Genomic DNA, 16,337 nt, shown 5'->3' with positions numbered 1-16,337 from the left:
TGAAAAGAAAGGAGCTGGAATATATGAAATTTATTGATACAGCTAAATTTACTATCAAAGCCGGTAATGGAGGAAATGGTGCAGTTAGTTTCCATACTGCCCTTTTTGTACCTAATGGTGGTCCAAACGGTGGAGATGGTGGAAATGGTGGAAGTGTTATATTTGAAGCCGATGGTGGAAAACATTCACTTTTAGATTTAAAACTTCAAAAACAAATTAGCGCACAAGATGGATTCAAGGGTGACATTAAAAATATGCATGGAGCGCAAGGTAAAGATCTTATTGTTCGAGTTCCTGTAGGCACATTAATTATTGATAATAGAACTGGAACAATTTTGGCTGATATGGATGAAGACAAGAAACAAGTTTTAGTAGCTAAAGGCGGAAAAGGTGGAAAAGGAAATGCAAGATTTGCGAACTCCAGAAATAAAGCACCAACCATATTTGAAGCTGGTGAAATTGGTCAATTCTTTGAAGTTAAGGCTGAGTTAAAAGTTTTAGCTGATGTGGGATTTGTTGGATTACCAAATGCTGGTAAATCAACACTGCTTAGAGCTATTTCAAATTCAAAACCAGAAGTTGCAGATTATGCATTTACAACTTTAAATCCTCAATTAGGAGTTTCTAGAGCAAAAGATGGTTCAACATTCGTTGTTGCAGACTTACCTGGATTAATTGAAGGAGCAAGTCTGGGAAAAGGATTAGGTCATCAATTCTTAAAACATATTGAAAGATGTAGAGTAATTTGTCATGTACTGGACATGAGTGGAAATTACGGGCAAGAAGATGTAATTAGAAATTATGAATTAATTAGAAGTGAATTAGTTAAATATAATTATAAACTGGATGAAAGACCCGAAATTATTGTAGCTAACAAAATGGACACAGATGAAGCACAATTAAATATGATGGAAGAGCATATTAAAGATTATTTTAAAAATAAGAAAGTTGTCTTTGTATCAGGATTATTAAAAGATAATGTTGATGAGTTATTATTAAAAATTGCTAAAGAGCTTGAAACAGCGAAATATGTTCCACTATGAGAAATGGAACAAGATATTTATGAAGGAGTCAAAGTTTATCGCCTTGAAGAGGATGAGGAAGATATTCAAATTCTTAATAAAGGTAATGGTAGGTGAGAAGTTGCAGGAGATACAATTTATAAAATTTATCAAAAGTTCCCAATCACTACTGATGATAACTTATTACTATTTAATGAAAAACTTAAAAAATCAGGAGTATATGACATGTTAAGAGAACGTGGAGTAGGGGCTGGAGATATCGTTAAGGTATTTGAATATGAACTTGAATGAATGGATTAATTTATAAAGGAGTAATATTATGGAATTAAAAGAATATTTAGAATATTTAGTTGAATTTATTAGAGAAACAGTTAAAAATGCAAATGCTAAAGGTGTTGTTATTGGAATAAGTGGAGGAATTGATTCTGCTGTTGTTGCTTGTCTAGCAAAAAAAGCTTTCCCAAATAATTACACAGCTGTTTGAATGCCAATTGAATCTAGTGAAGAAGATTACAAATGTAAACAAGAATTGATTGATCAATGTGGAATTAAAGCTATTGATGTTGAATTAAAAGAAACTTTTTTATCATTTAAAAAAGCAATTAATGAATCAACAACTCCTGATCATAAATTAGCAATAGCTAATGCAAAAGCTCGTTTGAGAATGACAACTCTTTATACTGTTGCTCAGACAAATTCATACTTAGTTTTAGGAACTGACAATCTTGATGAGTGACATATTGGATATTTTACTAAATTTGGTGATGGTGGAGTTGATATGGTTCCATTAGTTCATTTATTAAAAAGAGAAGTAAGAGAAGCTGCAAGAATATTGGGTGTTCCTGTTTCAATTATTAATCGTGCACCAACTGCAAGTTTATGAGAAAATCAAACTGATGAAAGTGAGTTAGGAATTACTTATGATCAAATTGATGCGTACTTAGCTGGTGAAATAAATGATGAAGTTGTTAAAACAAAAGTTGATCATTTACATAAAATAAGTGAGCACAAAAGAAACGGTGCAGTAGCGCCAAATGAATTCAAAAGAAAATAAAATTATAGGAGGAATAATCATGAAAAAAGTAATTATGAGAGGTGCAGAAATTTTATTTACTGCCGAAGCAGATAACCAACAAGCTGTAGATCAAATGCTATATGATTTTTGCGTAGGTAATAATATTCCTGTTGATTCAGTAGTTTTTAAAGAAGTTTAATGATGGTTTTCCATCATTTTTTATTTTTAATCTAATAATTTTTTCCAATTTTTAATATTTTTAATATAAAAGATAGCAATTAAATATTATAATTATATATGTTATGAAATAACTTAAACAGGAGAAAAAAATATGAGTAAACAATTTAAAGGTATCGGAGCTAGTGAAGGTATTGCAGTAGCAAAAGCTTTAGTTCTAGCTGAAGAACACGTAGAAATCAAAAACACAAAAGTTTCTGATATTGATGCTGAAGTATTAAAATTAGAAAACGCAGTTAATAAATCAATTGAAGATTTAGAAAATTTAAAAATTACTACATTAGAAAAATTAGGCGCTGAAAAAGCGGCTATCTTTGATGCTCATAAAGAAATTGCATCAGATCCAGCTATTAAAGACGAAATTATAAATGTTATTAAATCTGAATCTGTTTGTGCTGAATTTGCAGCTCAACAAGTAACTAATAACTTTTATGAAATGTTTGCCTCAATGGATGATCCATATTTTAAAGAAAGAAGTGCTGATATTAAAGATGTTGCTTCAAGAATTATTAAACATATCTTAGGAATTGCTATTGTCGACTTATCAACAATTAGTGAAGAGGTTATTATTGTTGCTGAAGATTTAACACCTTCACAAACTGCTCAATTAAACAAACAATTTGTAAAAGGTTTTGCTACAAATATTGGAGGAAGAACTTCACACGCTGCTATTATGGCAAGAAGTTTAGAAATTCCTGCAGTTTTAGGTTTAAGAACAATTACATCAGATGTTAAAAACGGTGAAGTTTTTGCATTAAATGGAACAACAGGTGTTGTTGAATTAGATCTAACAGACGCAATTAAATCTGAATATGAAAAATTAGCAAAAGAATTTGCTGATTTAAAAGCTGAATTACAAAAATTTAAAGATTTACCTTCAAAAACTGCTGATGGTCAAGAAAAATTAATTGAAGCTAATATTGGTTCTCCAACTGATGTTGAATCAGTTATTGAAAATGGTGGAGAAGGAATTGGGTTATTCCGTTCAGAATTCCTATATATGGACAATGATCACTTCCCAACAGAAGAAGAACAATATGTTGCTTACAAACAAGTAATGGATGCAATGAAAGCCAAATTAGTTGTTATTCGTACACTAGATATTGGTGGAGATAAAAAATTATCATACTTTGAATTCCCACATGAAATGAACCCATTCTTAGGATATAGAGCAGTTCGTTTTACATTAGATAGAAAAGATATTTTTAAAGATCAGTTAAGAGCTTTACTAAGAGCTAGTGCACATGGCGAACTAGGAATTATGTTCCCAATGATTGCAACTGTTGATGAATTTAAACGTGCTAAAGCAATCGTAGAAGAATGCAAAGACGAATTAAGAAATGAAAACATCGCATTTGATGAAAATGTTCAAGTTGGAATGATGGTTGAAATTCCTGCTGCTGCAGTTAATGCAGATAAATTCAGTAAATACGCTGATTTCTTTTCAATCGGAACAAACGATTTAATTCAATATTCAATGGCTGCTGACCGTATGAGTGAAAATGTTTCATACTTATACCAACCATTAAACCCAGCTATCTTAAAATTAATTGATTTAACTATTAAAGGGGCACATAAAAACAATAAGTGAGTTGGTATGTGTGGAGAAATGGCTGGAGATATTCAAGCTTTACCATTACTTTTAGGAATGGGTCTAGATGCATTCTCAATGAGTGCAACTTCAATGTTAAGAGCAAGAGCTTTAATGAGCAAAATTACTATGGCAGAAGCAGAAGAATTAGCAAATAAAGCATTAGCATCTGATGATACTCCTGAAGTTGTTGAGTTAGTTGAATCATTCTTAGCAAATAAATAATTTTTAATGAAAGTAATGTTTTATGCATTACTTTTTTTGCACCCAAATGCCTAAGCAATAGATAAAGGAAGAGTTGTGTGTTAATATAAATTAAAGATAAAAAAGGAGAATTATGAAAAATTTTAAAAAAGTCATTTTAAACATGGCAGTTTGCGTTAATGTTATGATATTTGGTATTTTGACATTAGTTGCTTTCTATAGCATTGGTTTCAATAGAACTTACATTCTATCAAATGTAAAAGATGTAGAAAATGGAACAAAATATTTTGCTTTAGCCTTATCAGGAATAATTCTAGTGTGATGTTCAATGATCTTACCTGTACTTAAGTTATTTTTTAGAAAAGATTTCCAAACAAAAATTATTACAATTACAATCTTAGTTGTTCTAACAGCGGCAACAACTATGATGATGGCTTCAATTATAACATTTGCAATTAATATTGAAGAGGGAACATCTTTTTGAAACATCTTTGGTGTAATGTTGTTATTACTTGTTGGTTACAGTATTACAATACAACCACAAATCAAAATAATATTCTTTAAAAATGAAACTAAAAAATCAAATGATCTAATCGAAGAAGCTTAAGAGCTTCTTTTTTTATAGCAAAAGTTATAATCATAGGTATTTTAATAATTATTTAATTTAATAAAATTAAAATAGCAAAAATAGTGTTTAATACAATGTTTTGCATTAAAAGAGAAAAATAAATATTAAGTTAAATCAATTTTTATTCTATTTGAATATTTGATTAAAAATATATAATTTACTTTTTCAAAAAAAGTATAATTAATTTTATTAAATGAGGAAAAATAAATGAATAAAAAATGAGAGATAGTATTTGATTATTTGATGCATCTAATTAGAGAAAATAAGGTTCAGCCAGGTGAAGTATTACCTAGTCAAAATATGCTTAAAACAAAATTTAAGTATAGTGAACAGCCAATAAGAATAGCATTTAATAAACTAATAGAATTACAAATTGTTAAGCCAGTTAATGGTAAAGGATATGTGGTCCAAGAAAAAATAAAAAATAACTTATTATTTAGTTTTAGAGAATTATTCCCTAATTCAATAAATAAATATTACGAACTTAAAGAAATTAAAGTAGACGAATCGTTAGCTAAAAAAACAAATTTTTATGTTGGAACAGATGTTTGCTTTTTTAAATGTGTGAGAAAAGACAAAGATACAAACGAGGTTATTTTATACCAAGAAAGTTATGTACCTAAATCAATTTATAAAAATTTAACATTAAATTACTTAAACGAAAATGGTCTAATGAAATTTGTTGAGTCTGAAACGCCTTCTAAAGTTAGTCACTCTTCAAAAAAAATATATTTTGAAGATACAAGAGAAAACGAATTACTTCATATTTTTAATGATGATAGTTTGAATGGTTTTATTGTTGATGAGGGAAATGTTTACGGAATTTTTGGAGAGCTACTTGAGTATAGATTAAGTAGATATAAACCTAAATTCTTTAAATGGGATTTTATAGAGTGAAGAAAATAAAAATATAAAGAGGAAAAAATGAAAAAGAAAGATTATGCGTTTGAAGCCAAACGTTTTATCGAAGCAGTTGGAGGTAAGTCAAACATTGAATCTTATCTTCACTGTGTTACAAGATTAAGATTAAATCTTATCGATAAAACAAAAGTTAATGAAGCTGAAATAAAAGCATCTCCATTAACAAAAGGAATAAATTATTCACAAAATCAACTACAAATTATTTTAGGTAGTGGTGTTGTTGAAGCTGTTTATGAAGAAGTTCAAAATGAAATGGAAGTAAGCAATTTATCATTAGACGAAAAAATAAGTAATGATAAATTAGAAGACTTTAAATTACAAGCTAAAGCCAATAAAGAAGCTTTAAGGAATAAATCAGGATTTTTTGGACAAATCCAAAAAGGTATGAGAGTTTTAGGAGACATATTTGTTCCTATCATTCCTGCTATTGTAGCAGCTGGATTAGCGATGGGGGTTTCTGCATTACTAAAACAAATTTTAAACCCAAAAGGTTCTGAATTACAAGATTCATTGCTTTGAATCGTTGTGGACATAATTACAAAAACAGCATTTGATTCACTAGCAGTTCTTGTTTGTTGATCAACTGTTAAAAGATTTGGTGGTAATCCTGTATTAGGTATTATTATTGGATTAATGTTAGTTAGTCCGTTATTGCCAAACAAAGGATCAATTGCATCATACAATGCACAATTAGATTTCTTTAATGTTCAATCAAGTAAAGGTTTAAATATAAATCAAATATATGCAGCTTGAGATAAAGCAGGATTAAAATGAATGGGAACTGCGACAATAATTGATGATAAGACAAAGGAAATTTTAGTTGATGCAACAATGGGTGCACCAATAACAGCTATAAAATTTTGAATAATACCTATTACAGGTTACCAAGGTTCAGTTTTACCAGCTTTAATAATAGGGATTGTAGTTGCATACTTAGAAAAATGAATTAAATCATGAATGCCAAAATCAGTTAATATGATTTTTACACCATTCTTAACTATTTCAATTGCCTTATTAATTGCCTTATTCTTCTTTGGACCAATTTTATTAATGGTTGAACAAGGGATATTAATTGCAACAAAAGCGATATTAGGAATTAAATATGGGTTTGGAACAGCTATTATTGCGGGTCTTTTACAAGGTATTGTTATTACTGGTTGTCACCAAGTATTACAAGGACTTGAAATGCAGCTTGTTATTGATGGAAGTTTACCAGGTGCTAATGGAGCAGACCCAGCAGGTTCAATATTTAATGCAATATGAACAGCATCAATTATTTCACAGGGTGGGGCCGCAATGGCAATAGCTATAAAAGCTAAAGATAAATCAGATAAAGAGTTAGGTTTTTCAGCAGCATTGTCAACATTCTTTGGGATTACAGAACCTGCTATATTTGGTACAAACTTGCCTAAAGTAAAACCATTTGTATATGCATCTATTGGTGCATTCTTTGGGGGTCTATTTGCAGGAGCATTAAATGTTACTTGTCCTGGAATGGGAGTAACTGTAATACCTGGATTATTACTTTATACAGGAGATTGAGTTAAACTATTGGAAATTATAGGTGTTAACATTATAGCCTTTGGTTCAGCATTCTTACTAACATTCTTCTTATTTAAAGAAGGCGTGGAAGTTAAAAAAACTAAATTAGGCCTAAAATTTGATGAGTTAAAAGCAAAATTAAAATTTGACAAAATCAAATTTAGAAAAAGCAAAGCGGAGTAATGATATGCAAAAAGAAAAATATAGCTTAATAAGCAATAATGATCTTGAAGATATTCAAAAATGACATGATAAAAAGCAAAGCGATTGATACAATAATCAGTTTCATTTAGCTGGATATTCAGGTTCTACTAATGACCCTAACGGATTGACATATCATAAAGGAAAATATTATATCTTTATGCAAAGTTGTCCTTTTAGTATTCAACATTTTAATAAATCATGAGCATTATATACAACATCTGATTTTATTAATTACAACTATGAAGGTTTAACTTTAATACCTTCAACAAAGTATGATATTAATGGAGTTTTTTCAGGAAGTGCTAGAATAAATGAAAATGATGAAATTGAAATATACTATACAGGTAACATAAAGTTCAATGATGTTGATAGAACAGCATATACATTAAAGGCATTTATAGACTTAAAAGAAAAATTAGTAACGAAAGAATTACTTTTTGAAGCAGATTTAACTAAATATACAGGTCACTATAGAGATCCAATTGTTTTTGAAAAAAATAATGAATTATATATGCTTAATGGAGCTCAAACAAAAGATTTAAAGGCAATGCTAAATGTTTACAAATTCAATGGATCAAATTGAGAAAATTACAAAGATGTTAAATTTGATGAAGGCGATGAACAAAACGCTTACATGCTAGAGTGTCCTAATTATTTTAAATTAGATGGAAGAGAATATGTTTTTGCATGTTTAGAACAAGACGCTCCATTAAAAGATGGAAGTCACTATGTTAAATATAGAGAAGTTGAAATTGATAATAATATAAATTTCATTTATAAAACTAGTTTATTAAAAATTGATTTAGGTTTTGACTTTTATGCTCCTCAAGTGTTTAGTAATACTGGAGAAAGAGTGATTATGTTAGGATGATTAGGTAACTCAAAATCTAATCCATTCCCACCAGAGCTTACAACATGAAGTAATCAACTAACAGTTCCAAGAGATTTATTTGTTAAAAATAATAAATTATATCAACTACCAATAAAAGAATTGGATGAACTAAGAGTAAATGAAATTAAAGGTTTTGAAAATGTTTATGCATATGATAATGGTTTAGCTGAAATATGTGCAAGTGATATTAATAATGAATTTGAAATATTAATAAAAAATGAAGAAAACGAAAATATAAAAATATCTAATATTGATAATAAATTTATAATAGATAGATCTGAAGCAACTTTCAAAGATGAAGAAAATTTACCACCTTTAATTAATTTAGAAGATTTAAATGTTAAAAGCATCAGAATTTTAGTAGATAGAAGTGTTATGGAAATTTTTATTAATGAAGGTGAACATGCTGTTTCAGTAAGGTTCTATATAAATGAACATAACAAAATTCTAACAAATTTAAAAAATGTAAAAATTAATCAATTAAAAGGGTATTCATATAATTGAAATAATATAATATTCAAGAATGAGATAAAAGGACAATAATATGAAAAATATAGTTTCAATTGGAGAAGTGTTAATGGATGTTTATTCAGAAAATAACACAATTAAAAGTGAAGTTGGTGGAGCATCATTTAATGTTGCTTGTTCAATAGGTGCTTTAAAACAAAATAACAGTTATTTTATGGGTAGTCTTGGTAATGATGAGTTTGTATCACCAATAAAAGATTTTATTAAAAAATTTAATGTTAAAGAAGAGTTTATTCAAGTTAGTGATAAGCCAACTACAATTGCTAAAGTTACACTAGACGAAAATAAAGAAAGATTTTTCCAATTTATTAGAAATAGTGATGCTGAATATCAACTTGATAAAGAAGAAAGTGAAAAGCTTTCAAAAATAGATTTTATACACTTTGGAAGTGCTACAGGTTTCTTAGAAGGAAATTTAAAAAAATCATATAATCAATTATTTGAATTAGCAATCAAAAATGGAATTAAGTTTTCGTTTGATCCTAACTTTAGAGACAAACTTTGAACGACTAAAGAAGAAATTGAAGCATTTAAAATTCATTGTCAAAAGTACATGGAAAATGCAAGTTTAATTAAGTTTTCAGAAGATGAATTATCATTATTAACGGGAATTGAAAATCAAGAAGAAGCTATTAAAACAATAATGCAAAAAAATCCATCTGCATTAGTTTGTATAACTCGTGGATGTAATGATACTATTTTTGGATGAAAAAATAAATTGAACTATGTACCAACAATATTAGCTGAAAACTTAGTTGATACTACTGGTGCTGGTGACGCTTTTATTTCTAATTTAATTAATGAATATGTTTCATTAAATATTAATGAAAATTCATCAACAGAAGAAATAGCAAATATTATTAAAAAATCTAATATGTTTGCTAATCAAACAGTTCAATATTTAGGTGCATTAAGTTTCTTAGAGCATTTAAAATAAGAAAAAGCTAAGATTTATTCTTAGTTTTCTTTTATTTAAATATCGATAAAGTATAATTTATTTAAATACAAAAGAGGTAGCTTAAATGATAAAAATGATAGCAATTGATATTGATGGAACTGTTTTGGATCATAAAACAGGAATTCATCAAAAAACTAAAGATGCAATTTTAAAAGCAAAGGAATTAAATATTCCTGTTGTAATTGCAACAGGAAGGAATTTAACAACAATTCATCAGATAGCAAAGGAATTACAAATAGATAAGTCTTCATATCCATTTGTTTCACAAAATGGAGGTCAATCTTTTAGTTTTAATCATGATAATAAAGGTGAATTAAAAATTTACTATACTGTTTCTTTTGACGTAAAATTAACAAAAGAATTGTTTGAGTGTGCAAATAAAAATAAAATTAGAATTTTTGCTTATTCTGAAGATGAAAAGTATGCGTATGCTAATAAAAAAATAAGTGCATTCAGAACATTTATGAAGTTTAAAACAAAAAGACAAAAATTAATAAGTTACAATAATAAAACTGATTTTAGTAAATTGAAAGTAAGTAAGTTTATTTGTTTTGGTAAAGCTAAACATATACAAAAATTTAGAGAATTGGCAGAAAAAAACAATGTTTCTATTTTTGAATTTAGTTATGTGTCTGATGCTCATGCAAATATAGAATTGAATCCAGCCGGAGTTGATAAAGCGTATGGATTAAAATATGTAACAGAGCAACTAAACATTGATCCAAAAGATGTTATTTACTTTGGAGATGGTGAAAATGATATTGCAGCAATTAAGTGAGCAGGTAAAGGTGTAGCGATGAAAAATGCTAAAGATTCTGTTAAGGAAGTTGCTGATGATGTTACTTACTTAACAGCTGGAGAAGGTGGAGTAGGAGACTATTTATTTAAAAATATTTTTAAATAAAATAATTTTGAAAGTGGAGTTTAAACAACTTCATTTTTTAATATCCAAAAACTTATTTTTACACATTTTTCAAATAATTAATATAAAATTTATTTAGTTGTTTTAAAAGGAGGTATGCTATGAATTTATTAGTATTTAAAGAAATTTCAAATTCACAACAATATCTTATTCTTGAATGATTAGATGTTGCATTTAGCCATACCCAAATTTTTGAAACTATTTTAGAAACTGAGAGTCTCTCCCTTAAGTAGGAAGTCATATAAATAACGACTTCTATTTTGTCATATGATGACATGTTTTTTTGAGTTTAAAACTCAACAATCATATATGAATAAAAGAGGAAACCAAAATGGAAAATAACATCTTAGAGTTACGTAATGTGACTAAAGACTATGATGGTAAAGTTGTTTTAAAAGGTATAGATTTAAATATTAAAGAAGGAGAATTTATTACTCTTTTAGGACCTTCAGGATGTGGAAAAACAACAACTTTGAGAATCATAGCAGGTTTTGAAAAACCAAACAGTGGGCAAATTATGTTTGAAGGTAAAGATTTATTACCTATCCCAATTAACAAAAGACAATTTAATACAATTTTTCAATCTTATGCACTTTTTCCGCACTTAAATGTGTTTGATAATATTGCATTTGGTTTGAGAACTAAAAAAACTAAAAAGGATATTTTACAACGTGAAGTATTAAAACAAATCAGACAAGTTGGACTAGAAGGATTTGAAGATAGAAATATTAATGATCTTTCAGGTGGACAAAAACAACGTGTAGCTATAGCAAGAGCTTTAGTTATGAAACCAAAAGTTTTATTATTGGATGAGCCATTAGCTGCGTTAGATGTTCAATTAAGACAACACATGCGTGAAGAATTAAAAAGACTGCAAAAAGAAATTGGTATTACGTTCTTAATGGTTTCACATGACCAAGAAGAAGCATTAAGTATTAGTGATCGTATAGTTGTTATGAATCAAGGATCAATTCAACAAATTGGAACACCTGAAGATATATACAATGAACCAGAAAACTTATGAGTAGCAAAATTTGTAGGACAATCTAATATTATTGAAGACGGAATATTTGTTGAAGATAATAAAGTAAAAATTGATGGTAAAAACTTTGTTTGTGATGACACAAACTTTGGTGAGGATGAAAAATCAATTGATATTGTTATTAGACCAGAAGATATCGAAATTAAAAAAACAAATTCAGGGTACTTTAATGGGACTGTAATAAACACAGTTTTCAAAGGTGTACACTGAGAAGTTTTAGTTGAAACAACTAAAAAAAGAATTTGAAAAATACATACAACTCATACTTTCGAAATTGATGATAAGGTTTCAATCAAGTGAAATGACCAAGCTATTCACGTAATGTGAAAAGAGGTAGAATAAATTAATGAAAAAAGTTTCAAAAGCTGTAGAAGCCGAAAACATAGTTAACGTTAATTTAAATGAATATTCTTTAAATAAAACAAAAGAAGTTTCTTTATCAGAAAACAAATCAATTTTTAAGAAAGTAATTAAATCAAAATCAAAACAAAAAGAAGGTTTTGATCAAGAACAACTTGAAACAGCAATTGATAATGAAATTGCTCGTGAAAATAAACAAAGAATTCGTCAAAAAATAAAAGAAATCAATAAAACATTAGGTAGAACAAAATTGTTTAACTTTGGAAAAGGTAAGGCTTGACCAATATTATTACCATTTTTTGTAGTTATGATTTGTCTAGTTATAGTACCTATTATTTCAATTATTGTTTATTCAGTAGTTCAACCTAGTGGTGACATGAAAATGTTTGAATTTTCATTAAAAAACTTTATTAGAATTTTCTCAACAGGTGGAATTATGAGAACTATAGGTTTAACAATAGCCTATGCATTTTTAGCTGCATTAATGTGTATTATTTTTGGTTATCCAATTGCATTAATAATGTCAGAAATGAGATCAAAAATTTTAGCTAAAAATATGTGATTATTAGTTACTATGCCAATGTGAATTTCAATGTTATTAAAAGTGTTAGGATTGAGAAGTTTATTTTTAATCATGGCACCAAGTGCATTAGGAACTCAATTAGCAATTATTATTGGAATGACATATATGTTTCTACCATTTGCTATAACTCCAATTTATGATTCATTAGAATCAAGAAGAATAGATATCGAAGAAGCTGCTATGGATTTAGGTTGTTCTAAATTTAGAACTTTCTGAACTGTTACTTTTAGATCATCAATGCCTGGAGTTATTACTGCATTAACATTAGTTTTATTACAAGCAGCAACATCTTTAGTTGTTGTTCAATACATGGGTGATGGGAAAATTACATTAATTACATCAATCATTGAATCTTATTTCTTTAAGGGAAGCGACTTCGGATTTGGTGCGGCAATTAGTGTTGTATTGGCCGTATTCGTATTCTTATTAATGGTAGTTTCAAAATTCATAAGTAATAAATTTGAAAAGAAAGGAGCTAATTCATGAAAAGATTCTTCCGATCAACTTACTTTGCTATAATTCTTTTAATAATTTATATTCCTATAGCTATAATGATTTTCTTTTCATTCAATAGTGGTAGCTCAGTTTCTAACTGATCAGGATTTAGTACAAAATGATATGAGGAATTTTTCAAAAATTCTCCTTTTATCAAATCAATCATTACATCTTTATTCGTTGCAATTGTTTCAACAGTAATTAGTGTTGTTATTGGAACAATGGCTGCAATTGGATTAAGCCGTGTAGCAAAAAGAAAGCAAAGCAAATGAATTTCAATTGCAAACATTCCTTTAATTAATGCAGATATTATTACAGCTGTTGCTTTAATGATTATCTTCTTATTGAGTGGAATTAAATTTGGTATATTCACATTAATAATGGCCCACGTATCATTTAACGTTCCTTATGTATTAATTACAGTTATGCCAAGATTAAGAAAAGTAGATAAATCAATTGTTGAAGCTAGTTATGATTTAGGAGCTAAAACAGGAACAGTAATATTTAAAGTTATTTTGCCTATTTTAAAACCAGCAATTATTATTGCAACAGTTATTGCATTTGCAATGAGTTTTGATGACTTCATCATTTCATATTTTACAGGTGGAGATCAAACTAACGTTGCATCATTTATTTATTCAACAAAAAGAATTAAACCATATATATTTGCATTTGGAACAATGATGGTTGCTATTATTGCAGCTGGTGTTATTATTTGAAATGCAGTTCTTTTCACAAAGGAAAGAAAAGAACAAGTTAAGTTACAAATTAAAAATGGAACTTATAAATCAAAAAATATTTATAAATTAGAAAAAGAAATTAATAATTTATTAATATCTTTAGAAACAATTACAAAAACAAAAAAATCAAAAAGATTAAGTGTATGATTTAAATACTATATTTTGAAATTAAAACTTAAGTTAGCAAGTTCTAAAAACTATGATAAAAAAATAGCTAAGTTGGAATGAAAAAGATATAAATTACAAAATACAATTAACCGTGAAAAAAGATATGGTGCTAGACTAAAAAAAGCTAAAGCCAAACAAAAACAATTAGAAAAACAAATTAGTAAATCAACTGATATTAAAAGAGCAGCTAAACTTTCTATTCAATTAGAAAAAGTTGAAGAAAAAATAACTTTTTTGTCTGAAGAAATAGCATGAATTACTCAACAAGAGAAAGAAGCTATTAAAAAAGCAGCTTCGATCAATAAAAAAATTAAACAATTGAAAAAAGAATTTAAAGCAGAAGTTGACCCTTCTAAAAAAACTGTTAACTGATATAACAAAAAAATTAAATACTATGAGGAATGAAAAATTGAAGTTGAAGAAGGCAAAAATAACTTTAAATTAAGAATGATTGTTGAAAAATTAAAAGAAGTTAAACAAATTAATGAGAACAAAATTACTGATTTAGCAGCTAAGTTAGATTTAATTAGCACTCAAGCTTTCAGAAAAGTTAGTGTAACAAATAAAATCAACAAGCAAATTATGAAAAATCCTAATGATGCTAATTTAAAAATTTTAAAAGAAGAAAAAATTAATAGTTTTGAATTAACTTTAAATAAATTAATCGAATCAAAAAATGAACAAATTTCTAAATTAAAAATTAAAATTTCAAAAGAAAAGGAAAAATACTTTCCAACTGATATCGATGAGGCTAACTTTACAAAAGGATTCTTTGCAAGAACATGAAAAATTGCAATGGTTACAATTTTAGCTTTAGTTTCATTCACAGGATTAACAGTAGCTTATGTAATGAATAATATTTATGACTTAGTTATTGGTAACTGAGGAGAATATATTGATACTTCTTTAATTAAAGAATTTGAAGAAGAATATGGTGTTAGAGTTAATTATCAAGTTTATGATTCAAATGAAACTTTATATAATAAACTTTATACTTTCAGTTATGACTTAATGGTACCAAGTGATTATATGGTACAAAAATTAGCTAATGAAGGGAAATTGGAAGCATTAGATTATTCAAGACTAAATGTAGTTTCTGATGATTTTAAAATAGGTAATCAAGAACATGCAGGAATTAACAAAAAACCTGCAGAACCAGAAGCATTTAATGAAAATGAAACTGAAATTAAAGAAAGCAAAACAAAAACAATTAGTAAAGATTTACTTGAAGTTATGACTGCAAGTAAAGTTGATTTTGTTGAAGACAATGAAAAAACATTAGGAACTGGAACTATTGTTGATTATTCAATTCCTTATTTATGAGGAGATTTAATAATTGTAGTTAATCCAAATTCAAAAGGTAGCGACAAAGGTGGAGAAAACGTTAAGTGATTACTTAACACTCATCCAGAGGTTTTATCTAAAACAACTGATGGAACCACTTATAAACAAGTTACACCAGGTGAAACTTATGATGAGAATGCAACTTATATAATGCAAAACTCAGCATTATCTTGAGGCATCTTATGAGACGCAGCTAAAGCTGGAAAAGAAGTTATCCTTAATGAAGATCCTAAAAACGTTTTTGCTATTGCAGGGCAAAAATTATTTGGTGAAGGTAACTTTACTTCTAAAGAATCAATTAATGCAGCATCAAATGAATTAAAAGATTTATTAAAATACAATAATGTTGCATTACAGGGTGATTTATTAATTGAAAATGCTAGTGAAGGTAAATTTGACTTTGCTGTTATGTATAATGGAGATGCAGCACTTGCTAACCGTATATACAATGGTGAAGAAGAAGGCGGAGACGGCGATGGTGAAACTGAAGAAGATTCACTAAAAAGAGATGAAAGAGAAGACAAAATCAACTTCTTATATGGAAGACCAAATGCTCAAATTGAGGGTACTGATAAATTTGAAACAACAAATATTTATTCAGATAACTTAGTAATGGCTAGAAATTCTTCACATAAAGATGTTGCTTATGATTTTATTAATTTTTATATTCAACATGCACAAGATATATCTGAATTTACAGGAACTCCTACAGGTTTTGTTGAGACTTTAGATGCAGCTGTGGAAGAAGGTGGAATGTATGAGAAATATAAAACAATGTTCCTTCCTATCATTTTGCATGAAGAGGAATACAAAGGAAACTTACAACCATTCTTCAACAATAATACATATGATCCAATCTTAGTAGATGCGTTTAATATGTTACGTACAAGTAAATAATTTGTAAAAATGGTATATAATCTTTCAAAGGTTATATGCTTTTT

The 16,337-nt window shown here is 27.9% G+C and carries 14 protein-coding genes; all 14 read left to right on the top strand.

Annotated elements, in window-relative coordinates; all coding sequences use genetic code 4:
• Positions 1-23: 23 nt before the first annotated feature.
• The 14 genes from obgE to potCD all read left to right on the top strand — a co-directional run bounded on the left by obgE (position 24) and on the right by potCD (position 16,293).
• Positions 24-1,322, top strand: a complete 1,299-nt coding sequence (gene obgE / locus MCOLE_RS02850; protein ID WP_100671263.1) for a GTPase ObgE — start codon at positions 24-26, stop codon at positions 1,320-1,322.
• A 19-nt stretch (positions 1,323-1,341) separates the two neighbouring features.
• Complete coding sequence (nadE, locus tag MCOLE_RS02845; RefSeq protein WP_100671261.1) at positions 1,342-2,076, top strand: NAD(+) synthase; 735 nt, start codon at positions 1,342-1,344, stop codon at positions 2,074-2,076.
• A gap of 19 nt (positions 2,077-2,095) precedes the next feature.
• Complete coding sequence (locus MCOLE_RS02840) at positions 2,096-2,236, top strand: hypothetical protein (RefSeq protein WP_100671560.1); 141 nt, start codon at positions 2,096-2,098, stop codon at positions 2,234-2,236.
• A 132-nt stretch (positions 2,237-2,368) separates the two neighbouring features.
• Positions 2,369-4,090 carry a phosphoenolpyruvate--protein phosphotransferase gene (gene ptsP, locus MCOLE_RS02835; RefSeq protein WP_100671259.1) on the top strand — a complete coding sequence of 574 codons (1,722 nt, stop codon included), beginning with the start codon at positions 2,369-2,371 and terminating at the stop codon, positions 4,088-4,090.
• Between the two features lie 112 nt (positions 4,091-4,202).
• A complete protein-coding gene (locus tag MCOLE_RS02830; RefSeq protein WP_100671257.1) occupies positions 4,203-4,676 on the top strand; it encodes a hypothetical protein in 474 nt (157 codons plus the stop codon).
• Positions 4,677-4,904: 228 nt separating this feature from the next.
• On the top strand, positions 4,905-5,603 hold the full coding sequence (locus MCOLE_RS02825; protein WP_100671255.1) for a GntR family transcriptional regulator: 699 nt from the start codon (positions 4,905-4,907) through the stop codon (positions 5,601-5,603).
• An 18-nt stretch (positions 5,604-5,621) separates the two neighbouring features.
• Positions 5,622-7,343, top strand: a complete 1,722-nt coding sequence (locus tag MCOLE_RS02820; protein ID WP_100671253.1) for a PTS transporter subunit EIIC — start codon at positions 5,622-5,624, stop codon at positions 7,341-7,343.
• A 4-nt stretch (positions 7,344-7,347) separates the two neighbouring features.
• The gene (locus MCOLE_RS02815) at positions 7,348-8,799 is read left to right on the top strand and encodes a glycoside hydrolase family 32 protein (RefSeq protein WP_100671251.1); all 1,452 of its coding nucleotides are present in this window, start codon (positions 7,348-7,350) and stop codon (positions 8,797-8,799) included.
• A 1-nt stretch (position 8,800) separates the two neighbouring features.
• Positions 8,801-9,721, top strand: coding sequence for a carbohydrate kinase family protein (locus MCOLE_RS02810; RefSeq protein ID WP_100671249.1), 921 nt, complete (start codon positions 8,801-8,803; stop codon positions 9,719-9,721).
• Between the two features lie 85 nt (positions 9,722-9,806).
• Positions 9,807-10,646 carry a Cof-type HAD-IIB family hydrolase gene (locus tag MCOLE_RS02805; protein WP_100671247.1) on the top strand — a complete coding sequence of 280 codons (840 nt, stop codon included), beginning with the start codon at positions 9,807-9,809 and terminating at the stop codon, positions 10,644-10,646.
• Between the two features lie 119 nt (positions 10,647-10,765).
• Positions 10,766-10,897 carry a hypothetical protein gene (locus MCOLE_RS03820; RefSeq protein ID WP_277361116.1) on the top strand — a complete coding sequence of 44 codons (132 nt, stop codon included), beginning with the start codon at positions 10,766-10,768 and terminating at the stop codon, positions 10,895-10,897.
• 98 nt (positions 10,898-10,995) lie between these two features.
• The gene (gene potA, locus MCOLE_RS02800; RefSeq protein WP_100671245.1) at positions 10,996-12,048 is read left to right on the top strand and encodes a spermidine/putrescine ABC transporter ATP-binding protein; all 1,053 of its coding nucleotides are present in this window, start codon (positions 10,996-10,998) and stop codon (positions 12,046-12,048) included.
• Between the two features lie 4 nt (positions 12,049-12,052).
• The gene (gene potB, locus MCOLE_RS02795) at positions 12,053-13,168 is read left to right on the top strand and encodes a spermidine/putrescine ABC transporter permease (RefSeq protein WP_123796551.1); all 1,116 of its coding nucleotides are present in this window, start codon (positions 12,053-12,055) and stop codon (positions 13,166-13,168) included.
• Positions 13,132-16,293, top strand: a complete 3,162-nt coding sequence (gene potCD, locus MCOLE_RS02790; protein WP_100671243.1) for a spermidine/putrescine ABC transporter permease/substrate-binding protein — start codon at positions 13,132-13,134, stop codon at positions 16,291-16,293. The genes potB and potCD overlap by 37 nt, the downstream gene beginning before the upstream one ends.
• Positions 16,294-16,337 lie beyond the last annotated feature (44 nt).

It is taken from the genome of Mesoplasma coleopterae (genome assembly GCF_002804245.1).
GTDB classification, from domain to species: domain Bacteria; phylum Bacillota_I; class Bacilli_A; order Mycoplasmatales; family Mycoplasmataceae; genus Mesoplasma; species Mesoplasma coleopterae.
Note: the sequence above shows the minus strand (reverse complement) of the source record. Positions and strands in the feature narration are given on the sequence as shown.